This is a genomic window from Flavobacterium sp. CECT 9288 (assembly GCF_918731615.1).
Taxonomy (GTDB): Bacteria; Bacteroidota; Bacteroidia; order Flavobacteriales; family Flavobacteriaceae; genus Flavobacterium.
Genome location: NZ_OU957226.1, coordinates 468,886 through 492,193, shown reverse-complemented (window position 1 = coordinate 492,193; position 23,308 = coordinate 468,886). Strand labels below are relative to the sequence as shown.

Sequence of the window (23,308 nt, the reverse complement as noted above, 5' to 3'; positions counted from 1 at the left end):
ATTTTATAGCATTCTTTTCGCCAAACGCAACAAATACTGACCATACTCATTTTTACGCAATAACGTTGCCTGCTCAATTAATTTTTCTGCAGAAATGTAACCTTTTTCAAAAGCTATTTCTTCTAAGCATGCTACTTTAAGCCCTTGTCTTTTTTCTATGGTTTGTATAAAATTACTCGCTTCAAGTAAGGATTCATGAGTTCCAGTGTCTAACCACGCATACCCACGCCCCATTAACTCTACCTTTAAATCTTGTGAAGCCAAATACACTTGATTGACAGTGGTAATTTCTAACTCCCCTCGGTCACTAGGCTTAATTTTTTTGGCTATTTCTACCACAGAATTGGGATAAAAATACAATCCTACCACGGCATAATTACTTTTGGGTACTTTTGGCTTTTCTTCAATACTCACCACAGTACCAGTGGTATCAAATTCAGCCACACCATATCGCTCAGGATCTTGTACATAATATCCAAAAACAGTGGCCTTATTGTCAACGGTGACATTATTTACGGCTGTTTTGAGCAAAGCAGTCAATCCATGACCATAAAATATATTGTCTCCTAAAATCAAACAAACTGGATCGGTACCAATAAAATCAGCTCCAATAATAAAAGCTTGTGCCAATCCGTCTGGACTGGGCTGTTCAGCGTACTGAATGGTAATCCCAAAATCACTTCCATCTCCCAACAGGTTTTGAAAATGAGGCAAATCATGAGGGGTGGAAATTAACAACACTTCAGTAATCCCCGCCAACATCAAAACCGATAATGGATAATACACCATTGGTTTGTCATAGATGGGCATTAACTGCTTGGATATCGACTTGGTTAAGGGATACAACCGGGTCCCGGACCCGCCTGCTAATATGATTCCTTTCATAATGTTTTAGTATTAGATAACATTTACTTGATTAATTGCTTTATACATTTTTCAAGACTATCTCTATAATGAGGTATGGTGATACCAAAGGTGTTTTTTATTTTTGAGGTATTTAATAAAGAGTAGGCTGGTCTTGTAGCTGGTGTGGGATAGGATGCTGATGGAATTCCAAAAAGTTCACATTTTCTTCCTGCTATTTCTTTGATGGCTTTAGCAAACTCAAACCAACTGATGATTCCTTCATTAGCATAATGAAAGATTCCCGGCTTCCATTCATCTGAATTGATAATTTTCAGTATCACTTCAGCAAGATCTTTGGCATAGGTAGGACTTCCTATTTGGTCTTGAACCACATTCAAATGATCTCGCTCTTGCATCAAGCGCAACATGGTTTTGACAAAATTAGCTCCAAATTGAGAGTATACCCAAGAAGTCCTAATAATAATCGTTTCTGGATTGGCATTTATTGCCGCAAGTTCCCCTTTTAACTTTGATTTCCCGTATTCGTTTTGCGGATTGGTCGCATCTTCTTCTTTCAAAGGAAATGTTGCTATACCCTCAAATACATAATCGGTGGAAACATGTAAAAATTGTGTGTTGTGCTGAAAACTCCATTCTGCCAATACGCCCACTGCTAGATGGTTGATGGAGTCGGCCTTTTCGGGCTCTTGCTCCGCTTTGTCTACTGCAGTATAGGCAGCGCAATTGATGATACAATCGGGTTGTAAATCCTGAAGAAATGATACTATACTTTCTGGCTGCTCTAAGTTTAATTGCGAACGGTCAGGGAAAATAAATTCATTTTGGGAAAACCCCATTGACAATACCTTCAATTCACTACCCAGTTGCCCAGAGCCTCCTGTGATGAGTATCTTTTTCATCCTTTATTTCAAATCATTAAAAGGACACAGAACACGGTCTTTATCCGATACTATTGCCTCAGCTGCATTTACTTGCCAATTGATGGCTAAAGTGGGATCATTATATTGGATTCCGCTTTCGCTTTCTTTATGGTAGACTTCATCTACTTTATAAGAGACAATAGCATTCGCACTTAAGACCGAAAAGCCATGTGCAAATCCCTTAGGAACTAGGAGTTGTTTTTTATTTTCGGCTGACAATTGAATACTAAAATGCTGTCCATAGGTTACCGAATCTTTCCTAAGGTCTACGGCCACATCTAAAATTTCGCCTTTTAATACTCGTACCAACTTGGTTTGTGCATAAGGTGCTTTTTGAAAATGCAGTCCGCGGATCACGCCTCTTTTAGAAAACGATTGATTGTCTTGTATGAATGCGTAAGATAATCCATTCTTCGCAAACGACGCCTCACTATAGGACTCAAAAAAATAACCTCTTTCGTCCTCAAAAATAGTGGGAGTTAGTACTAAAAGATCTTTGATAAATGTGGTTTCGACTGTCATTATTTAATTACTATATACTTGTTCTTGCTCTCGCAAAATTATATTTTTTATCTTGTTCTAAATGAATTTGCTTGTGATGGTTTTGCTTCTTTTTAAAGCTTAACGATACACTACGATTCGTATTGTTTTTGATAATAGGTAGCATAATTGCCAGAAGTCACGTTTTTCAGCCATTCTTCATTGGACAAATACCAATCTATAGTTCGTTCTAATCCTTGTTCAAAAGTTACAGAAGGCTTCCACCCCAACTCTGTATTTATTTTAGAGGCATCGATAGCGTAACGCAAATCATGACCTGGACGATCTTTCACGTATGTAATCAGCTTTTCAGAAGTACCATCTGGTCGCCCTAATTTATGATCCATTTGCTGACACAGCAGTTTCACTAAATCAATGTTCTTCCATTCGTTAAAACCTCCTATGTTGTAGGTTTCGTGATTTTTACCTTCGTGAAAAACCAAATCGATTGCTACCGCATGATCTTCTACAAAAAGCCAATCACGGGTGTAATTACCGTCTCCATATACGGGCAAGGCTTTGTTGTTGATGATATTGTTAATAAACAACGGAATTAATTTTTCAGGAAAATGAAACGGCCCGTAGTTGTTCGAACAATTGGTTAATACATACGGTAATCCGTAAGTTTCACCATAGGCACGCACAAAATGATCGGAACTGGCTTTTGAGGCCGAATAGGGTGAATTAGGATCATAGGCTGTACTCTCTGTAAACAAGCCTGTTGCTCCTAAGGAACCGTATACCTCATCCGTGCTGATGTGATAAAAACGCTTGCCTTCGCTATTGTTTTTCCACAATTCCTTGCACGCATTTAAGAGATTCATAGTTCCAATTACATTGGTTTTCACAAACGCTAAAGGGTCTTTAATGGAGCGGTCCACATGAGACTCCGCTGCCAAATGGACTACCGCATCAAATTGATACTGTTGAAACAAATTATCCACAAAAGTAGCATCTACAATATCCCCTTTTACAAAAGTATAATTGGTATGATTCTCAATATCTTTGATGTTTTCTAGATTCCCAGCATACGTCAAAGCATCTAGATTTACGATTGTATATTCTGGATATTTAGTCACAAAACGACGTACCACATGCGACCCTATAAATCCTGCACCTCCTGTAATTAGTATTTTCATAACACTATAATTTATATATTTTTTATATGCCTCTTACAAATTTCATTTATAAGGATTGGTCTATTCTATTTTTATAAAATCTATTGGCATTTGTTAATAACGTGCTGCCTACTTCCAAATAAAAAACTAATTAACACTCCAAAATGCAACTAGTAAACATGGCTTCGCCATTGCAAGTCCCATTTGAGATTGCTTTTTTTCTAGTTGTGGCAAATTTATAGTAAATTATCCAACAAAGTGAAGATTATCTAAGAAAAATATGCTTGACTCCCTAAATTTAACTTACAAATTACATAGTCTTTTCTTGCAAATTGTATAGTAATTGGTACTTAGTAGTTAGTCCTCAGTAATTAGTCTTTAGCGCAGCGGGCTCAGTTTTAAGTTTTTGGTTTCAGGTTTCAGGTTTCAAGTTTACAATTCACAGTTTACAGTTCACAGTTTTAAATTAAGAAAAAGAACTACTTCACAAATCAGGTCGAAAAAACCGTACCTCTTTTAACATTAAATTTATAAATAACACCGCCACATATTGAAACTTTTCGCTACATTTGAACTCTGATTTAACGAATAACTGGAATTATTCGAGGTCTTAAATTCACTCCATTGCTCAAAAAAACAGGGTTCTAGTCCGTATTTTTGAGCTTTTTTTATGGCTAAAACCCATCCATTTGACCTAATTTAAACAAATAATCTTACATAAAATCTTCCAGTTTTATGGGATACAACAGAAATACAGACACTACTAAATATTTTTTTGATACAAAAAGACTTAAAAAGGATATCAAACACTTTTTAATAAATCAACTTGACGGTATTTTCACATCGTCTTGATGAACTTTTTACTTCGTCAAGACGATTCTTTTGTTCCATCAAGACGATTTGAACGTTATTTTGACATTATTGAGCATAAAAAAACCTCGAATACTGGAATATTCGAGGTCTTAAACTCAGTCTTTTACTACTGAACAGGGTTCTAGCCCACTTTTCTAAAAGATAAATCCTTTAGCATACTGCGCATTTTCTTACCAGGACGGAAGAGCACACGCGTTTTTTTGATGGCTGCTGTTGATACCTCATCAGCAACATCTTTACCTTCAGAGCTAATGCCCACTTGAAAGTTGCCTAAGCGGCCTAACTTCACAATGCGACCTTGACCTAGTTCGCCAATGATGTTGTGTTCTAAAGAAGCGAGCACGGCATAACAATCAGAAGCAGTTAAGGTACTCTGATACGAAATCAACTCTGCTAGTCTTTCGAAATCAACATCGCCATCTGCAACTGCAGCAGCATAAAACTTTTCCGGAGCCACTAAGTCTCTCGGGTTCTTCCTTGGAAGAATTTTGTATTTAATAGCCATAATTTTTGGTATTAAATTAATAAATAAGTTTGTCTTAGTATACGTACTAAAGTATCTAACTGACTTTACAAACATAACATACTTTTACTGTAAGTAAAAGCCAAACTTATTCACAATTGAGGCTTGTTTTTAACAACAAAAAGAAAAGTGTAAATAAATACAAAAACCTCAACAACAGTATTTTAATTTTATAAAAAACTCGTTAAGCCCTGTCAAATATAGGTTTTCCCGCAAAGACGATCAAGAAACGTATTTGAGGCAGCATAATGACATTACCACTTACAGCATAAAAAATCTAGAGCATTTTTAAGTTACTTGCATCAAACGTATTCAAACACACTGAAAACCTACCACAGGAACTTAAGCGAGAGCCCCCAGAACCTGAAATAGATTCAATTCACATACTTGTTTTACTTCTTTATCTCATAAAAAACACTAGATTTTAAACATTTTTACACCATGATTTCTAAATGTCCCATATGTCATTTTTCAATCATCTTTTAGAGCGTGTTTAGTTGATTAGTCCTTAGTGCAGCGTGTTCAGTTTCAAGTTTCAGGTTTAAAGTTTAAAGTTTAAAGTTTAAAGTTTCAGGTTTCAGGTTTCAGGTTTCAGGTTTCAGGTTTCAAGTTTTAGTTCACAGTTCACAGTTCACAGTTCACAATTTACAGTTCACAACTTACAGTTCACAACTTATAAATAGAACTGCTACATAAACGAATTCGAAAAAGCGCCCTTAAATTAAAAACGTAAAAAACAACGAAAAAACGCAGTGGCAGCAGTCCGCGAGTTGAGGCTGAAAGCCGAACGGCTCGGGCTGCGGAACGTAGTTTTGAGGTAGTTTTTAAGTTTTTAATTTTTAGGCTTGATCTTTTGTTTCTTTTGCATCAAGGCAAAAGAAAAGAATAAACTCGAAAAATGAAATCGTCTGCTACAATGAAGAATATGTAGAAATGCTTCGTCCCTCAGCATGAGAGAATGGGGAGAGTTGACAGTTGAAAGTCATCAGTATTCAGTTTTCAGTAAATAGTCCTTAATGCAGCATGTTCAGTTTCAAGTTTAAAGTTTAAAGTTTCAGGTTTAAAGTTTCAGTTTACAGTTCACAATTTACAGTTCACAACTTACAGTTCACAACTTATAAATAGAACTGCTACATAAACGAATTCGAAAAAACGCCCTTAAATTAAAAACGAAAAAAACAACGAAAAAACGCAGTGGCAGCAGTCCGCGAGTTGAGGACGAAGGACGAACGGCTCGGGCTGCGGAACGTAGTTTTGAGGTAGTTTTTAATTTTCAGGCTTGATCTTTTGTTTCTTTTGCATCAAGGCAAAAGAAAAGAATAAACTCGAAAAATGAAATCGTCTGCTACAATGAAGAATAAGTAGAAATGCTTCGTCCCTCAGCATGACAGAATGGGGAGAGTTGACAGTTGAAAGTCATCAGTGATCAGTAATTAGTAGTTAGTCCTTAGTGCAGCGTGTTCAGTTTCAGGTTTCAAGTTTCAGGTTTCAGTTCACAGTTCACAGTTCACAGCTCACAGTTCACAGTTCACAATTTACAGTTCACAATTTACAAATAGAATTGCTACATAAACGAATTCGAAAAAACGCCCTTAAATTAAAAATGTAAAAAACAACGAAAAAACGCAGTGGCAGCAGTCCGCGAGTTGAGGACGAAGGACGAACGGCTCGGGCTGCGGAACGTAGTTTTGAGGTAGTTTTTAAGTTTTTAATTTTCAGGCTTGAAATCGAAGATTCATGAATACCAAAAAAACAATATTAACCCGTGAATAATTTTTGTTTCTTTTGCATCAAGGCTAAAGAAAAGAACAAACTTGAAAATATAAATTTCCTAATTAAAGCAAGACACTTGAAAAAAAACTTATTTCTTCTCTACTTTTAGCACACAACCCAAAGATTCCAACACCAGCAAATAATGGTTTTGTTTGACTTCTTGAACTGTAGCCTCTTGATCTATAAATGGCCCAGACTCTAAAACAACTTTATCTCCTTTTCTCCACGTATCAATGACAACATCAAATGTATCTGGGGCAGAAAGCCAGTTCTGAATCGTTTCAATCTCTTTGTCTTTAACAATTGCAGGTTTCCCTAACCAGAACAAGTAACGCACAACACCTGGAACATCAAAAACACTATTTCGCTCTTTTTCTGTAAGTCGAACAAAAATATAGGAATTGAACAAGGGTAGCTGTACCTTTTTTTTTCGATCAGACCATTGCGTAATTTTAGTAATTATTGGACAATAGGCATTAATTCCCATTTCCGTCAAACGTTCTGCTACTTTTTTTTCCGATTTTGGTTTGGTATACAGTACATACCAATTCATCATTACATCCATATCCATTGTACAATTCAAGAATGAACAAATATAATACTCCAATTGCGATAATATAGCAGTTGTAGTTGTTTTTTAAGATGAATATACTGAGATTTTGAACACTTCTATAAATACCTGGGGTTTAAGTAAAAAGTTTTCAGTATGCAGTAGTTAGTACTTAGTACTTAGTCCATTGTTCAGTTTCAGGTTTCAGGTTTCAAGTTTCAAGTTTCAAGTTTCAGTTTACAGTTTACAGTTTACAGTTCACAATTTACAAATAGAATTGCTACATAAACGAATTCAGGAAAAGCGCCCTTAAATTAAAAACGTAAAAAACAACAAATAACGGAGTGGCAGCAGTCCGCGAGTTGAGGCTGAAAGCCGAACGGCTCGGGTTGCGGAACGTAGTTTTGAGGTAGTTTTTAAGTTTTTAATTTTCAAGTTTCAAGTTTCAGGTTTCAGTTCACAGTTCACAGCTCACAGTTCACAATTTACAGTTCACAATTTACAAATAGAATTGTTACATAAACGAATTCAGGAAAAACGCCCTTAAATTAAAAACGTAAAAAACAACGAAAAAACGGAGTGGCAGCAGTCCGCGAGTTGAGGCTGAAAGCCGAACGGCTCGGGCTGCGGAACGTAGTTTTGAGGTAGTTTTTAAGTTTTTAATTTTTAGGCTTGATCTTTTGTTTCTTTTGCATCAAGGCAAAAGAAAAGAATAAACTCGAAAAATGAAATCGTCTGCTACAATGAAGAATATGTAGAGATGCTTCGTCCCTCAGCATGACAGAATGGGGAGAGTTGACAGTTGAAAGTCATCAGTTTTCAGTAAATAGTCCTTAGCGCAGCATGTTCAGTTTCAAGTTTCAAGTTTCAAGTTTCAGATCACAGTTCACAGTTTACAGTTTACAGTTTACAGTTTACAGTATATAGTTCACAATTTACAAATAGAACTGCTACATAAACGAATTCAGGAAAAGCGCCCTTAAATTAAAAACGTAAAAAACAACTAATAACGGAGTGGCAGCAGTCCGCGAGTTGAGGCTGAAAGCCGAACGGCTCGGGTTGCGGAACGTAGTTTTGAGGTAGTTTTTAAGTTTTTAATTTTCAAGTTTCAAGTTTCAAGTTTCAGGTTTCAGGTTTCAGTTCACAGTTCACAGCTCACAGTTCACAATTTACAGTTCACAATTTACAAATAGAATTGTTACATAAACGAATTCAGGAAAAACGCCCTTAAATTAAAAACGTAAAAAACAACGAAAAAACGGAGTGGCAGCAGTCCGCGAGTTGAGGCTGAAAGCCGAACGGCTCGGGCTGCGGAACGTAGTTTTTAAGTTTTTAAGTTTTAGGCTTGATCTTTTGTTTCTTTTGCATCAAGGCAAAAGAAAAGAATAAACTCGAAAAATGAAATCGTCTGCTACAATGAAGAATATGTAGAGATGCTTCGTCCCTCAGCATGACAGAATGGGGAGAGTTGACAGTTGAAAGTCATCAGTTTTCAGTAAATAGTCCTTAGCGCAGCATGTTCAGTTTCAGGTTTCAGGTTTCAGGTTTCAGATCACAGTTCACAGTTTACAGTTTATAGTTCACAATTTACAAATAGAACTGCTACATAAACGAATTCAGGAAAAGCGCCCTTAAAATAAAATGTAAAAAACAACGAAAAAACGGAGTGGCAGCAGTCCGCAAGTTGAGGCTGAAAGCCGAACGGCTCGGGCTGCGGAACGAAGTTTTGAGGTAGTTTTTAAGTTTTTAATTTTTAGGCTTGATCTTTTGTTTCTTTTGCATCAAGGCAAAAGAAAAGAATAAACTCGAAAAATGAAATCGTCTGCTACAATGAAGAATATGTAGAGATGCTTCGTTCCTCATCATAACAAAAGCTCTCCATAACAAAACAACCCGACAATCAAAACGAAAAATTTAATCGCTTGATTATTCCATAAACATGCATAAAAAAAATGTACCGAAAACAACTTATTAAAAAAAGTCTTTTCGGTACATTTTGATAAAGAGAAAAATATTACTCTAATAAATCAGAATTACTTTTTTCTAATTCCGTATAAATATTTTTTACTTCTTGTGAGCTTTCTTTTTGCAAAATCAAATTGGCATTCTCCGTATGTACAAAAATTGCATTCTTTAACCCCACAAAAGCAGTATATACATCTGTTCCAATAACCATATTCCCGTTGCTATCAACCACCTGTCCTTTTGAAACCAAATAATCATAAACAGATTCAAAAGACCCTAAATCAGACCATTTAAACTCAGACGAAACCACTTTAATTTTCTTACTGCGTTCCATCACCGCATAATCCACACTAATGGACGGAATAGCCATTGACAATTCTAAATCCAATTGCCCTGCTTTGTTGGCTTCCCAAACCTGCTTGGATTTTTCATATACTTCTGCATTATATACTTTCAACTCTTCTAAAAATACAGCAGCTTTAAAACAAAACATTCCACTGTTCCATAAAAAGTTACCATTCTTTATAAAATCTTTAGCAGACACTTTATTGGGTTTTTCTCTAAACGAAATTACATCATCTCCAGAGCGCTCTATATAGCCGTAGCCGGTTTCGGGTTTAGTAGGAACTATACCAAAAGTAACAATATACCCTTGTAATGCCTTTTCCACTGCTTGGTTAATCGCACTTTCATAGGCTTCCGTCCCGTCTATAATATGATCGGATGGGGTAACGATTAAAATTGTGTCAGGTTCTGAGGCAAATGCTGCAAAAGCAATTGCGGCAGAAGTATTTCTTGGCGTCGCTTCAATAATATCAATATATGAAGTACCTGACTTATCTAAAACTTTTTTACTTAAATGACAATTATCTGTGTTTCCAACCACCATCACGGTGTCTGCCAAAGACCGGTTTCGATCTACGGTCATTTCAAACAAAGACTTACCATCAAACAAATCCAAATATTGTTTGGGTTGGCTTTTACGTGATAAAGGCCATAGCCTGCTTCCCACTCCTCCTGTAAGGATTACATGTGTAACTGAATTTGCATTTTTCATAATTAAAGTATATTTAATTGGTAATCTTTATTTTTTTCGAATAATACTAAACTTTATTCTTTCAAACACCTCACATTTACAGCGATTTTACCCCCTTACAAACGTCCATCCGCTCGCTCTCCTAAAATGCCTTTCACATCGTACAGCAAACTTTTTTCACATTGCAAAGAAGAAAAATCCAGATCTATAAAAACAGTATGTGCTACCCCCAATACCAGAGCATCAAAACGTTCTGTTGGTAAAGTAGTTGTAGTGGTTAAATTGTATTCTCTTGACACCTCAACAGGGTTTGCCCATGGATCATAAATTGTAATTTGAATGCCATAATCGGCTAAAGCCTTTATAACATCCACAATCTTAGTATTGCGTACATCAGGACAATTCTCTTTGAAAGTAATGCCTAACATCAATAATCTAGCACCATTGACAATAACTCCTTTTTTAATCATTAACTTCACCACTTGCGAGGCCACATATTCTCCCATACTGTCATTCAAGCGGCGTCCTGCCAAAATAATTTCGGGATGATAACCAAACTCTTGTGCGCGTTGTGCCAAATAATACGGATCAACCCCTATGCAATGCCCACCTACCAATCCGGGTTTGAAAGGTAAGAAATTCCATTTGGTACCAGCTGCTTCTAGTACTGCTTGAGTATCTATTTGCATCAAGTTGAAAATTTTGGCCAACTCGTTTACAAATGCAATGTTGATGTCCCGCTGGGAATTCTCTATTACTTTTGCTGCCTCGGCCACTTTAATGGATGGTGCCAAGTGTGTGCCTGCAGTTATCACCGATTGATACAATTCATTTACTTTCTGACCAATGACAGGAGTCGAACCTGATGTCACTTTTAGAATTTTTTCAACCGTATGCTCTTTGTCGCCTGGATTAATTCGTTCTGGAGAATACCCTGCAAAAAAGTCCACATTGAACTTCAATCCAGACTTTTTTTCCAATACAGGAACACATTCCTCCTCGGTCACACCAGGATAAACCGTTGATTCATAAATGACAATATCTCCTTTTTTTAAAACTGAACCTACCGTTTCACTGGATTTAAACAAAGGCGTTAAATCAGGTCGGTTGTTTTTATCAACTGGAGTCGGCACGGTAATGATAAAATAATTACAATCGGCTATAGCTGCTATATCCGCTGTGCAATACAGTCCGTTTTCATCACTTGGTGCGGTTCGCAAAACCTGTTGCAAGGTGTTATCATCTACTTCTAAAGTACTATCAGTGCCCGCAGACAGACTTGCTATACGCGACTGATTGATATCAAAACCTACAACAGAGTACTGGGTAGCAAACAATCTTGCCAAAGGAAGACCGACATACCCCAAACCAATTACCGCTATTTTTATGTGTTCGCTCAACTTATTCCTAACTATTTATTATTTAAAAGTACGCTTTTTAGCGTTGCCATACTCGGCTTTATGTTTTTTAGGGTTGCACTTTCGCATCATTCATTGCTTTTCCTTAAAGAAAAAACTCAACTAGCCGTTCCCTTTTATTATTACTTTCGAAAAAAAGCCTTAAAAAGCATTTCAATTTTGTTTCTTGGTACACAAATGTAGCTAAAATAAGGTCTATTTCTGATACCGTTCAACGATGCTTTATGATACTTGGTGTCTACAAAAGAACAAACAACCGTTTAGGAGCCGATTCCTTGGTACACAAATCCAATGGCACGAAGTTGTGCTGCATCCAGCACATTGCGTCCATCAAAAATAAATGCTGGTTTTTGCATCCCTTCAAATATTTTTTGCCAATCATAATTCGCAAATTCATCCCACTCGGTAAGAATGGCTACCGCATGGGCATTTGCACAAGCCTCATAAGGATTTGAAAAAGTAGTCACACACTCGCTATTTTGCTCTGGACTGCGTGTTTCTAAATAATTAAGATCCTCTAGTATCTTTTTAGAGGATACTTTTGGATCATATACCGCAATTTTTGCATGCTCATTGATCAAATCATCGGCCACAAATATTGCTGCCGATTCTCTAGTATCATTGGTATCTTTCTTGAAAGCCCAACCCAAAAAAGTAATTTTTTTATCTGAAACCGTATTGTACAGTGTTTGTACAATCCCATTAGAAAAACGTCTTTTTTGATGATCGTTCATGATAATTACTTGTTCCCAATAATCAGCTACTTCATGCAATCCGTATGATTTAGCAATGTATACTAAATTCAAAATGTCTTTTTGAAAACAAGAACCGCCAAAACCAACTGAAGCTTTTAAGAATTTAGGTCCAATCCTACTGTCCATTCCTATTGCTTTAGCCACTTCATTAATATCAGCACCTGTTTTCTCACAAAGTTCAGACATGGCATTTACAGATGAAATACGCTGTGCCAAAAATGCATTGGCAGTAAGCTTAGATAACTCAGAAGACCATACATTTGTAGTTAATATTTTTTCTAAAGGGACCCAATTAGAGTAAACTTGAACCAGTGCCTCCATTGCCTTTTTCCCTTCTGGAGTAGCGTCACCACCAATTAAGATACGATCTGGCTGCAATAAATCAGTTACGGCCGTACCTTCCGCTAAAAACTCAGGGTTGGAAAGAATTTGAAACTGAACCCCGTTTCCGGTATGATCTAAAATACTTTTGATGGCCTCTGCCGTTCGAACCGGAAGTGTTGATTTTTCGACAACAATTTTATTATCTTTAGCTACGCGTGCAATTTGTCGTGCACACAATTCTATGTATTTCAAATCAGCCGCCATTCCCTTCCCTTTACCATAGGTTTTGGTAGGGGTGTTTACAGAAATAAATATGATTTGTGCTTCATCAATGGCTTGTTCCACTGCCGTAGAAAAAAATAAATTTCTACCTCGAGCGGTAGCAACTATTTCGCTCAAACCAGGTTCGTAAATAGGTATATTATCCGTATTTGGGTCGTTCCAAGCGGCAATTCGCTCTTCATTCAAATCCACAACGGTTACTTGTATATGGGGACATTTTTGTGCAATTACAGCCATGGTAGGACCACCTACATACCCTGCTCCAATGCAACAAATTTTTGTAATTTCCATTCTTTATCTATTAAGCGCTTATTTTAATTTTCTTTTTTATTTTTTTTGAAGTTTGAGAAGATTCTATTTTCTCTACTCCATCTTATTTTAGATGCTCCCAATACCACCCCACTGCCTCTTGCAAGCCTTTTTGCAATGAAAATTGCGGATTGTAGTGCAATAATCGTTGTGCTTTTTCAATGCTAGCCAAAGAGTGCGGAATATCTCCTGCGCGGTTAGGACCATATTCCACGGCTACATTTTTAATTTCTGGATCGTAAACGGATAAATACTGTTTTAAATAAGTGACCAAATTATTCAACGTATTCCTATCCCCGAAAGCAGTATTGTATACCGTATTAACGGCTTCTGGATTTTGTGTGAGCATGGCCAACTCATTCATTTGTATCACATTATCAATATACGTGAAATCTCTAGAATAGTTGCCATCCCCATTTATTTTAGGACTTTCGTGTTGCATCAACTGCATAACAAACTTAGGAATCACAGCAGCATAAGCGCCATTAGGATCTTGTTTCCTCCCAAAAACATTGAAATAACGCAAGCCTATGGTTTCTAAACCGTATGATTTGCTAAATATTTCGGCATACAATTCGTTGACATATTTAGTAATGGCATAAGGTGACAAAGGCTTTCCGATAGTTCCCTCTACTTTTGGAAGGCCTTCTGAGTCTCCATAGGTAGACGAGCTGGCTGCATACACAAAACGTTTTACTTTATGATCTCGAGCAGCGACTAACATATTCAAAAAACCAGAAACATTTACTTCATTACTGGTAACAGGATCGTTTAATGATCTTGGTACCGAGCCTAAAGCAGCTTGGTGCAACACATAATCCACTCCGTTTACGGCTTCCATACAAGTGGTTGCGTTACGAATATCACCTTCTATCAATTGAAAACTAGGATTATTTAAACAGTTTTTTAAATTATGCAGGTGTCCCGTGGCAAAATTGTCCAAACATACTACTTGGTACTTTTTATCTAAAAAATACTCGCATAAGTTAGATCCAATAAAACCCGCTCCACCGGTAACCAATATCTTTTTTTGCACTTCGTTTGCCATGCTATATTTTATTTCACTGCTATTATACGTTGTTCTTTTTGGCAATGTCTTTTATTTTTTGGAACCAACTTTTCGGCTTTTCCTCTTCATAATAAGATTTATCATAAGAGCCATAACCGTAGCCATAGCCTGTTCCGTATTTAGCTTTGTTTTCTTGACCGTTTAAGATGATACTTGTATTGTTCAATTCCCCGCGCTTAATGCGGTTATTCAATAAAGCAATCATGTCTTTTTTAGTGTAATTTTGACGAACGATATATAAAGTAACATCACAATATTGTGCTAATTCAAGCGCATCCGAAACTAATCCTACTGGTGGCGTATCCAATATTATATAATCGTATTCTTGCTTCAAGGCGTTAATCAAGTCCTCCATTCCCTGACTTATGATCATTTCTGAAGGGTTAGGCGGTATTGGTCCAGATAATATTACATCTAAATAAGGTATGTGCGTTTTATTGACAATCTCTTGAATTGATTTTTGTTTGATAATGTAATTCACTACCCCTACATCATTTGACAAATTAAACTCTGTTGCAAGTCTAGGTTTACGTAAATCCAATCCAATTATAACGGTCTTTTTTTCGCTCAAAGCAAAAACCGTAGCGATGTTTATGGAACAAAACGTTTTTCCTTCACCACTTATGGAAGAGGTAATCATCAACGTTTTAGCACCATCTACATTTTGTTGTTTGTACAAAAACTGCAAAGAAGATCGAATGGCCCTAAAGGATTCTGACAATGCTGATTTTGGTTTGTCAAAAACTGCCAAGTTAGATTTCTCTTTATTAACCCCAACCACTCCTATCAATGGGATCTTAGTCATCTTATTAACATCATCGCTATTTTGAATTGCATCATTAATAAAGAAAATAAAAAAAACGGCTATTAACGGAATCAGGATTCCAAGGAAAAGTGCCAAAATATAATTTACAGATGTTTTAGGACCCACTAATCCGCCACCTACATCTTTAGCAGGATCAATAAAATGAATGTCTGATAAGTTGGCTGCTTTTACAATATCTGCCTCAGAACGTTTTTGTAAAAAAGTATTGTATATGTTATCACTTAAGTCATACTTTCTTTTTATTTTTATAAGCTCTTGTTGGTCATCGGGTAGTTTTTTGATAGTACCTTCTGTGGCATTGATCTTACTGCTTACTAAAGCCAAATCATATTGTAAAGAAGATTTAGCTGTGATAATATTTTCTAGCAGTACTTTTTTTATAGCTTCCATTTGGATATCAAACTCTTGAAAAATCTTCTCGCTTTTTACCGCATAGGCCATCTCAGACCTTTGTGTAGACAAAGCAATTAATTTGGAAACATTTACTACTATGTTAGGATCATCAATTCCTGCCACAGATGGTGCTGGTAGTTTTGCGTAATTCACACTGCTATTTAAATACGATTTAAGGGAATTGTAATAAACAATCTTACGATTGATTTCATCCTTCCTAACATCGTATTCTAAAATTTGTTCCGAAAACTTAGTCCCTCCATCCTCAACATCGTAAATATTTTTACCTTTTCGAAATGATTTCAACTCATTGCCTGTTTCTTTCAGTTGAGACTCCATGGCTATCAAAGTACTGTCGATGAAAGCAATTGTATTGGTTGCAAATTTATTTTTGCTATCCAACTGTCTTTTAATTAACATCTTGACTGTAGCATTCAAATATTCAACCAAGCGGACTTTATTAGTTCCTTGCATGCTCAAAGTAATAATTGACCCTGCTTTTTCATTGGTTTGAACGTTAATTCCTTTGTATGCAGAAACTGTTCCGTCAAAATCATTGAATTGAACAAAGTATTCATTTCCCTTGTACATTCCTGGATTTTCATTTAGTTCCAATTGCCAGTTGAGGAAAGGCAAAACTACTTTTTGTCCTACTTTATATCGCTTTACAAACTCACCCGCAACTACATTAGTATTGCCATACGTGTGGGTATCGTATTGAATAACCCCTACGCTTGTGTTTTCAAAAGGAATTTTGATTTCATATTCATTCTCAGTCAAAAATTTAATACCGATTCGTTGACCTGCCAGTTGTCCTTTGGTTTTGTCAATACGTACAAAAAAAGGAACTGCTCCGTAGGCATCTGTAAAATTATATTCTCCTTGAACTAAATAACTAATATAGTACTGCAATTGATCTACAACGAGCTCATTGTGAGATCTTGATTGCAGTGTAGTGGCAATGGTTTGTACTTGATCTGAGGTGCCTCCCCAATTAAATACCAAACTCGTATTTGAGGTAAACAAAGGATTACTTTCTTCTTTGATGGCAATCATGGTTTCCATGCCATAGATTTTCTCTTTTCGAATGTTGACTTGATAAGCAATAGTCAATGCGATGGCTAGACTGATTAAAAACCAACGCCAATAACTGCCAATTTTAATCAGAAAGCCTTTAAAATCAAAACTGACTTGGTTTTCGAAAATTGAAAAATCCTTAATATCTAACATGTATCTTGTACCTAATTAATTTCTTAACAATAAAAAAGTAGTTGTTGCTAATGACAACAAGGTTATGATTGTCCCTAAGGATTCTATACCTGTTTTCCCGGTACCCCAGGTTTTCTGTTTGAGCGGTTTGACATAAATATAGTCATTGGGTTGCAAATAAAAATAAGGAGATTGCATGACATTAATATCCGTAAGATCAATATCAGCCATTTGTACTCCGGTAGGCGTTTTTCGGATTACAGTAACAGCCTTCCTGTCTCCCGTTATGGTAATATCCCCAGCATTAGCAATGGCTTCCATAATATTTACCTGCTCTTGAAATAATATTTTGGTACCCGGAGCACCTATTTCTCCATTCATAGTAAAACGCAAACCTGCTAATTTTACAGTTACAAACACATTAGCTTCTTTAGTAAAATAGTCGGATAAAAGTTGTTTCTCTATTCGAAGTCGAATGTCATCAAGGGTGTACCCAATAACATTTAGCTCTCCCAAAACCGGGATACGAATGTTTCCATGGTCATCTACCGTAAATCCATCAAAATACAAGCCTGTATCGGACTGACTTGGTTTTCCCCCATCATTTGCAATCGTAAAAATAGATGCTAGCTTTGGATCAATGGTTTTTATAGAAATGCTCAATACATCATTTACTTGTAAACGGTACGGTTTAGAAGCCACCATAGCAATAGGAACTTCTACTGATCCGTCTTTTTTTTGCAAATAAATTAAATCTTGCGTAGAGATGCATGACGTCATCAAAACACTGACTAACAATATTAAACAGCCTACAAATTTGTTCATTATTACTATTTTTATCCACAAATATAGCTTTTCATTTACGATATAAAAAGCCTCCTTATGGGATTGCGTTTATTAATTATTTTTTAATGATTTCTCAAAAGGTACTCGATGTAAAATACTGCGTCCCAACGTCACTTCATCAGCATATTCTAACTCATCACCCACAGCTATCCCTCTAGCAATCGTTGATACTATAATATTGCTCGATGCAATTTGCTTGAAAATATAAAAATTGGTTGTATCCCCTTCCATAGTAGAGCTCAAGGCAAATATAATTTCCTGTACTGCTCCCGATTTGACTTTTTCAACTAATGCTGTAATGTGCAACTGGCTGGGACCTACACCATCAATAGGAGAAATTTTTCCACCCAAAACATGATAAATACCCCTAAACTGATTCGTGTTTTCAATAGCCATAACATCTCTAATGTCCTCTACCACACAAATCACGTGGTGATTTCTACTACTATTAGAGCAAATCTCACACAGATCACTATCCGAAATGTTATTACAACTCACACAGTATTTGATATCTTGCCTCATTGAAAGTAGGGCTTGCGCCAAAAATCCAGTTTGCTCCTTAGGCTGTTTTAACAAATGCAAGACCAATCGCAATGCCGTTCGCTTACCAATTCCCGGAAGTTGCGACATTTCGTTGACTGCCTTTTCTAAAAGTTTTGATGAAAATTCCATACCTGCAAATGTAGCAATTTGTTTATTTGTTCCGCGCCATTATTCCCAATTCCTAAACATTGATCAAGCTATATTGAAGGTTTTATTTCTCCAGGAACACACAGTCAAAAACTTTACAAAAAAAATATAAAACCTGCCCTTACATTCCATTTCACAATATCCTACTGTTGACAGTTTATGACAGCGTCGCATTGGCTTAAAGCCAAAAAAAACGGAAATAGACAATAAGTAGTTTCTATACCCTTTATGTAAACAATAGTCTTTTTAAAGACTTAATTTAATTTCGTACTAAGGGATAAACCGGAACGATACAATCTTAAGACTTGAAATGTACGGCAAAAAGCTCTCTTTTTGATTAAAAAAAATTCCGTAACCGATTAACTAATTAAAATCAATATAACTTGCGACTATTAGTACTGATTGGTAGCCAATAAAACCAATGTACAAGCCACTTCAACCTTAATATTGTTCAATTGTAACAACTGGTAAAACTCGGGATTCTCTGTTCCTGGATTAAAAATGACACGTTTGGGTTGTGCCTCAACTATATAATTGTAATAATCGCGTTGACGTGTTGGGTTAAGATATAACGTAACAGTGTCTATGTTTTTAAGTGGAATGGCTTTCGTTTGGATTTTGATTCCAGCTACTTCTCCTGCATTTTGTCCTACTGCTAGTACTGAATGTCCTTTTTCAACTAACTTCTGTACTGCTTTGAACGCGTAACGATCCGTTTTGGTCGTGGCACCCAGTACCAATGTTTTTTTATTCTTCATCCTTATCATCCTTTTATGAGTGACAAAAGTAAGCAAAAAGGTTCACCTTATGTAGTGATTATGGTAATTGTTACGGTGCAATAAAAAAACATTGCGGTAACAGTCCCAAACAAAAAATGAGTATTTTTGTGGTACTAAACAACAATTATGGATCTCTTTATTTATCTTTTTGTCGCGCTTTTCTCTGTATTAAATCCTATAGGTACGGTTCCTATATTTGTAGGCCTGACTCAAAATGACCCCAAAAAAGAACGCTCGCGTATTTCTTTATGGACAGCCATAAACGTTTTCATCATATTAATAGTTTCTTTTTTTATCGGACAATATGTTTTGCTTTTTTTTGGAATCAGCATTGATGCCCTTCGCATTGCAGGAGGCCTTATCATTGTAAGTTCTGGATTTTCATTGCTCTCTGGTAAGTTTACCAAAAAACGAGGTATCAACAAAAAAGCCGAAACGGAAGCGCAACAGCGAAACGATATTGCACTAACCCCACTTGCCATCCCTATGCTGGCAGGCCCAGGATCCATATCGCTCCTGATTGCTTTTTATCAAGAACACAACAGCACCACAGAAATCATTATTTCTACGCTAGCTATTTTAGCCATTGCAGTAACTATTTTTATCATCTTACGCAGCGCCCATTACCTTGCCAAAATATTAGGTGCTTCTGGGATTATTGCTATTTCCAGAATTGTAGGCTTTATTGTAATCGCCATTGGGATACAATACATTGTAAGCGCCATCATTAACATCATCAAAGTGAATCTTTCATAAAAATATGAAGCGGATTATTCAGTGAATAATCCGCTTCTTTTTTAAAGTGTGTTTTTTTTAGCTTCTTGGCAAGAAAATCTCAGCCATCATACATCGGGCGCTTCCGCCACCACAAGCTTCAATGGTATCTAGACTTGAACTCAGTATTGTAGCATGCTTTTCTAGTTGCGCCACCTGCTTCTCTGTAAGCGCTTGATGAGCAGCAGCACTCATAATCAAGAATCTTTTACCAGCAGTTCCTTGCACTTCAAGCATGTTCCCTGCAAAACTATTCATTTGATCTTCTGTTATTAAGACAATCTCTTTATTGTTTTCTTTTAAATTATCCAAAACCATTTTGCGTTCTTTTTTGTCGTCTATGCAATCCGCACAAATCACTGCGAAGGTTTCGCCCAAACACATCATGACATTGGTATGGTAAATCAATTTTCTTTCGCCATCAACAGTCTGAAACGCTTCAAAAAGAACTGGAGCATAATCAAAATCTTCACAGAACTCAATAAACAGCTCCTCATCTGCACGAGGTGATAAAGCACAATACGCTTTAGAATTGGTTCTATCCAAAAGAATACTACCCGTACCTTCTAAGAAAAAACCATCCTCTTCTGCTGATGTGTAATCTACTATATTGTGTATGACAAAACCTTTATCTTCTAACAGGTCTAATAAATCCTCACGGCGTTCTTGACGTCTGTTCTCAGCAAACATTGGATATAATGCTACATCCCCATTTTCATGAAAAGATATCCAGTTGTTTGGAAAAATACTATCTGGCGTATCTGGATCTAGCGTATCGTTAACTACGGTAACATCTATACCTGCAGCAACCAATTTGGCTACAAAATCATCAAATTCTTGCTGTGCTTTCGCATTTACAGTTGCCGGTAATAAGCCATCTAGCACTTTTTGATAGTAATTATTCACAGCCGTTTGCTCGTTCATTCTAAATGCTACGGGCCTAATCATCAAGATGGAATTGGTAGTTTGTTTCATGTATTTTTAGTTTAAAGTTGAGTTGTTTAAAGTTGAATATTGCAATCTGTTTCACTTTAAACTTCAAAACAAATATTTATTCTCTAATTAAAGGTAAGGTCGAGCATCGCAACAAGCCTTCTTGTTTTGCAATCTCGGCATAAGGAATTTCTTCTACTGTAAAGCCGTTTTCTCGAAGCCAATTGTTGAGTCTCGTAAAATTCCTTTCCGAAACTACAACACGAGTATCAATTGAAAAAACATTGGAGTTCATGTGGTACATTTCTTCGCGGGTTAAATGAAAAAGATTTTCTTTACCAAAAAGATCTACAAGAAACATATAATCGGCTTCTTCTCTAAACCCGTTTTTGTAGATAATTCCTTTATTATTTCCCAAAGGTTGAAAACAACAATCCAAATGTAAGGCATTGTCTCGAGCTTCAATTTTTGATTTAACCAAATCGAATTCTTTGACAATCTTATTTGGAAATAAATCTCTAATATACTGAACTCCTTGCGCATTGGTTCTTGCCGTAATGTAATCTTTATAATCACTTCCTTTATAAGTTCCAATAAAAATATAATCGTTCCACAACATAACATCACCGCCTTCTATATGCACTTCTTCTGGTGGTCGTACAACATTTTCTGGTTTTATTTGATCAATTACATATTGAATTGCATCGAGCTCTCGCTCCCTATCTGGCAAAATATTAGACTTGACAAAAGTGTTTTCGATCACAAAACCAATATCTCTAGTAAAAATTTGGTTGTAATTCTCAATCATTTCAGGTCGATACACCTGTACGTCATACTTTTCCAACACCTGCTTGAAAGCATCCATTTCCTGTATCATGTCCTGCTCAAGTGGATAGGTACCGGCTAGAATATGCTCTAGCGATTTTGGATCATAAGCTTCTTCTGCTGTGGGAGTCGGTCCATTGTGAAGTGCTGATCCCAGTACTACAGCACGGAGTCTTGCTGTTTCATTTTTAACATTAATTGGTAACATGTGTGTTTTCCCTTTTTAGCAAATATAAAAAAAAGCTTCACTAAATAGTGAAGCTTTTAAAGTGTTTTTATCTTTTATCTGCGGTAACAAAATCACGTAATGGATGACCTGTATAAACTTGTCTTGGCCTACCAATAGGTTCTTTATTTTCACGCATTTCTTTCCATTGTGCAATCCATCCTGGCAAACGTCCTATGGCAAACATTACCGTGAACATATCTGTAGGAATACCTAAAGCTCTGTAAATAATTCCAGAATAAAAATCTACGTTAGGGTATAAATTTCTAGATTTGAAATACTCGTCTTCTAGCGCTGCCTCTTCTAGTTTTTTAGCAATAGCAAGAATTGGATCTTCAACTCCTAAAGTTGCTAAAACTTCATTAGCTGCTTTTTTGATGATTTTAGCTCTTGGATCAAAGTTTTTATACACTCTGTGACCAAATCCCATCAAACGGAATGGATCATTTTTGTCTTTGGCTTTAGCCATATACTTATCAGCATCACCACCGGTTGCGTGAATTTCTTCTAGCATTTCAAGTACTGCTTGATTAGCACCACCATGTAACGGACCCCATAATGCTGATACTCCAGCTGAGATAGAAGCAAATAAACCTGCATGAGAAGAACCTACCATTCTTACTGTAGAAGTAGAACAATTTTGCTCGTGATCTCCGTGAAGAATAAATAATTTATCTAACGCATCAATAACAATTGGATTTGCTTTGTAAGGCTCTGTAGGTAATTCAAACATCAAATGCATGAAATTCTCAACGTATCCTTTCGTATTATCATAATAATTCAAAGGATAGCCCATGCTTTTTCTGTACGTCCAAGTTGCAATCACAAGGAATTTCCCCATGGTTTTACAAACCGCTTCATACATTTCTTTTTCATTGTCAACATTTACCGATTTAGGGTTAAATGCTGTCAAAGCACTAGTTAAAGCAGATAAAACACCCATTGGGTGAGCTGTTTTTGGAAAACCGTCGATGATGTTTTTCATCTCTTCGTTTACCAAGGTATATTTTCTAATATCCGTTTCAAACTGAGCCAACTGTTCTTTACTTGGTAATTCTCCAAAAATTAAAAGATATGATACCTCAAGAAAATCAGCTTTATCTGCAAGATCTTCAATAGCATATCCTCTATAACGAAGAATTCCTAATTCTCCATCAAGAAAAGTAATATCACTTTTACAAGATCCTGAATTTTTGTATCCTGGATCAATAGTAATGATACCAGATAAATCACGTAATTTGTTAATATCAATGGCAACTTCATTCTCACTACCTACTACAACAGGAAGTTCAAACTTTTTTCCATCAATCTCTAATGTGGCTATTTTTGACATAATATAATTGGAAATAAACTTTTAAAATAATAATTTCCCAAATCTATGAAAATTAACACTAATTAAAAAGAGAATACCGGAATGAAATTGTTAAATATTATACAAAAAGCCATTCACAAAATGTGAATGGCTTCCCATCATTTAGCAAAAAA

The 23,308-nt window shown here is 36.2% G+C and carries 18 protein-coding genes; 1 reads left to right on the top strand and 17 read right to left on the bottom strand.

Annotation, left to right across the window (positions count from 1 at the left end):
* Positions 1-3: 3 nt before the first annotated feature.
* The 14 genes from rfbA to LQ189_RS02135 all read right to left on the bottom strand — a co-directional run bounded on the left by rfbA (position 4) and on the right by LQ189_RS02135 (position 19,044).
* A complete protein-coding gene (rfbA, locus tag LQ189_RS02200) occupies positions 4-885 on the bottom strand; it encodes a glucose-1-phosphate thymidylyltransferase RfbA (protein ID WP_230154059.1) in 882 nt (293 codons plus the stop codon).
* A 23-nt stretch (positions 886-908) separates the two neighbouring features.
* A complete protein-coding gene (gene rfbD, locus LQ189_RS02195) occupies positions 909-1,766 on the bottom strand; it encodes a dTDP-4-dehydrorhamnose reductase (protein ID WP_230154058.1) in 858 nt (285 codons plus the stop codon).
* 3 nt (positions 1,767-1,769) lie between these two features.
* Entirely contained in the window at positions 1,770-2,309 is a 540-nt protein-coding gene (rfbC, locus tag LQ189_RS02190; protein WP_230154057.1) for a dTDP-4-dehydrorhamnose 3,5-epimerase, read from the bottom strand.
* A gap of 110 nt (positions 2,310-2,419) precedes the next feature.
* Positions 2,420-3,466, bottom strand: a complete 1,047-nt coding sequence (rfbB, locus tag LQ189_RS02185) for a dTDP-glucose 4,6-dehydratase (protein WP_230154056.1) — start codon at positions 3,464-3,466, stop codon at positions 2,420-2,422.
* Positions 3,467-4,439: 973 nt separating this feature from the next.
* Positions 4,440-4,898, bottom strand: a complete 459-nt coding sequence (locus LQ189_RS02180; protein ID WP_230154055.1) for an HU family DNA-binding protein — start codon at positions 4,896-4,898, stop codon at positions 4,440-4,442.
* Positions 4,899-6,702: 1,804 nt separating this feature from the next.
* A complete protein-coding gene (locus LQ189_RS02175) occupies positions 6,703-7,197 on the bottom strand; it encodes a UpxY family transcription antiterminator (protein ID WP_314839998.1) in 495 nt (164 codons plus the stop codon).
* 1,981 nt (positions 7,198-9,178) lie between these two features.
* The gene (locus LQ189_RS02170) at positions 9,179-10,186 is read right to left on the bottom strand and encodes a mannose-1-phosphate guanylyltransferase (protein ID WP_230154054.1); all 1,008 of its coding nucleotides are present in this window, start codon (positions 10,184-10,186) and stop codon (positions 9,179-9,181) included.
* A 95-nt stretch (positions 10,187-10,281) separates the two neighbouring features.
* A complete protein-coding gene (locus LQ189_RS02165; RefSeq protein WP_230154053.1) occupies positions 10,282-11,565 on the bottom strand; it encodes a nucleotide sugar dehydrogenase in 1,284 nt (427 codons plus the stop codon).
* Positions 11,566-11,843: 278 nt separating this feature from the next.
* Positions 11,844-13,235, bottom strand: coding sequence for a UDP-glucose 6-dehydrogenase (locus tag LQ189_RS02160; protein WP_230154052.1), 1,392 nt, complete (start codon positions 13,233-13,235; stop codon positions 11,844-11,846).
* 82 nt (positions 13,236-13,317) lie between these two features.
* Positions 13,318-14,301, bottom strand: a complete 984-nt coding sequence (locus LQ189_RS02155; protein ID WP_230154051.1) for an SDR family oxidoreductase — start codon at positions 14,299-14,301, stop codon at positions 13,318-13,320.
* A gap of 22 nt (positions 14,302-14,323) precedes the next feature.
* Positions 14,324-16,771: an exopolysaccharide transport family protein gene (locus tag LQ189_RS02150; protein ID WP_221916375.1), complete on the bottom strand. Its 2,448-nt coding sequence runs from the start codon at positions 16,769-16,771 to the stop codon at positions 14,324-14,326.
* A gap of 15 nt (positions 16,772-16,786) precedes the next feature.
* Positions 16,787-17,575, bottom strand: coding sequence for a polysaccharide biosynthesis/export family protein (locus LQ189_RS02145; RefSeq protein WP_221916374.1), 789 nt, complete (start codon positions 17,573-17,575; stop codon positions 16,787-16,789).
* Between the two features lie 72 nt (positions 17,576-17,647).
* Positions 17,648-18,268 carry a recombination mediator RecR gene (gene recR, locus LQ189_RS02140; RefSeq protein ID WP_086452739.1) on the bottom strand — a complete coding sequence of 207 codons (621 nt, stop codon included), beginning with the start codon at positions 18,266-18,268 and terminating at the stop codon, positions 17,648-17,650.
* Positions 18,269-18,678: 410 nt separating this feature from the next.
* Complete coding sequence (locus tag LQ189_RS02135) at positions 18,679-19,044, bottom strand: CoA-binding protein (RefSeq protein WP_230154050.1); 366 nt, start codon at positions 19,042-19,044, stop codon at positions 18,679-18,681.
* A gap of 147 nt (positions 19,045-19,191) precedes the next feature.
* Between LQ189_RS02135 and LQ189_RS02130 the strand changes: the two genes are divergently transcribed.
* A complete protein-coding gene (locus LQ189_RS02130; RefSeq protein WP_086452741.1) occupies positions 19,192-19,821 on the top strand; it encodes a MarC family NAAT transporter in 630 nt (209 codons plus the stop codon).
* Positions 19,822-19,878: 57 nt separating this feature from the next.
* Here LQ189_RS02130 and ctlX read toward each other — a convergent pair whose 3' ends face one another.
* From ctlX to LQ189_RS02115, 3 genes are all read right to left on the bottom strand, one after another.
* Positions 19,879-20,814, bottom strand: coding sequence for a citrulline utilization hydrolase CtlX (ctlX, locus tag LQ189_RS02125; protein ID WP_230154049.1), 936 nt, complete (start codon positions 20,812-20,814; stop codon positions 19,879-19,881).
* 76 nt (positions 20,815-20,890) lie between these two features.
* Positions 20,891-21,805: a dimethylarginine dimethylaminohydrolase family protein gene (locus LQ189_RS02120; protein WP_230154048.1), complete on the bottom strand. Its 915-nt coding sequence runs from the start codon at positions 21,803-21,805 to the stop codon at positions 20,891-20,893.
* 67 nt (positions 21,806-21,872) lie between these two features.
* Positions 21,873-23,156 carry a citrate synthase gene (locus LQ189_RS02115; protein WP_086452744.1) on the bottom strand — a complete coding sequence of 428 codons (1,284 nt, stop codon included), beginning with the start codon at positions 23,154-23,156 and terminating at the stop codon, positions 21,873-21,875.
* Between the last annotated feature and the right edge of the window lie 152 nt (positions 23,157-23,308).

Excerpts from the sequence above, each read along its gene's own strand:
- LQ189_RS02160 (WP_230154052.1), bottom strand. The coding sequence starts at position 13,235 with ATGGAAATTACAAAAATTTGTTGCATTGGAGCAGGGTATGTAGGTGGT.
- LQ189_RS02130 (WP_086452741.1), top strand. The coding sequence starts at position 19,192 with ATGGATCTCTTTATTTATCTTTTTGTCGCGCTTTTCTCTGTATTAAAT.
- recR (WP_086452739.1), bottom strand. The coding sequence starts at position 18,268 with ATGGAATTTTCATCAAAACTTTTAGAAAAGGCAGTCAACGAAATGTCG.
- rfbB (WP_230154056.1), bottom strand. The coding sequence starts at position 3,466 with ATGAAAATACTAATTACAGGAGGTGCAGGATTTATAGGGTCGCATGTG.
- LQ189_RS02145 (WP_221916374.1), bottom strand. The coding sequence starts at position 17,575 with ATGAACAAATTTGTAGGCTGTTTAATATTGTTAGTCAGTGTTTTGATG.
- rfbD (WP_230154058.1), bottom strand. The coding sequence starts at position 1,766 with ATGAAAAAGATACTCATCACAGGAGGCTCTGGGCAACTGGGTAGTGAA.
- LQ189_RS02180 (WP_230154055.1), bottom strand. The coding sequence starts at position 4,898 with ATGTTTGTAAAGTCAGTTAGATACTTTAGTACGTATACTAAGACAAAC.
- LQ189_RS02135 (WP_230154050.1), bottom strand. The coding sequence starts at position 19,044 with ATGAAGAATAAAAAAACATTGGTACTGGGTGCCACGACCAAAACGGAT.
- LQ189_RS02155 (WP_230154051.1), bottom strand. The coding sequence starts at position 14,301 with ATGGCAAACGAAGTGCAAAAAAAGATATTGGTTACCGGTGGAGCGGGT.
- rfbA (WP_230154059.1), bottom strand. The coding sequence starts at position 885 with ATGAAAGGAATCATATTAGCAGGCGGGTCCGGGACCCGGTTGTATCCC.
- LQ189_RS02170 (WP_230154054.1), bottom strand. The coding sequence starts at position 10,186 with ATGAAAAATGCAAATTCAGTTACACATGTAATCCTTACAGGAGGAGTG.
- LQ189_RS02150 (WP_221916375.1), bottom strand. The coding sequence starts at position 16,771 with ATGTTAGATATTAAGGATTTTTCAATTTTCGAAAACCAAGTCAGTTTT.
- ctlX (WP_230154049.1), bottom strand. The coding sequence starts at position 20,814 with ATGAAACAAACTACCAATTCCATCTTGATGATTAGGCCCGTAGCATTT.
- rfbC (WP_230154057.1), bottom strand. The coding sequence starts at position 2,309 with ATGACAGTCGAAACCACATTTATCAAAGATCTTTTAGTACTAACTCCC.
- LQ189_RS02115 (WP_086452744.1), bottom strand. The coding sequence starts at position 23,156 with ATGTCAAAAATAGCCACATTAGAGATTGATGGAAAAAAGTTTGAACTT.
- LQ189_RS02120 (WP_230154048.1), bottom strand. The coding sequence starts at position 21,805 with ATGTTACCAATTAATGTTAAAAATGAAACAGCAAGACTCCGTGCTGTA.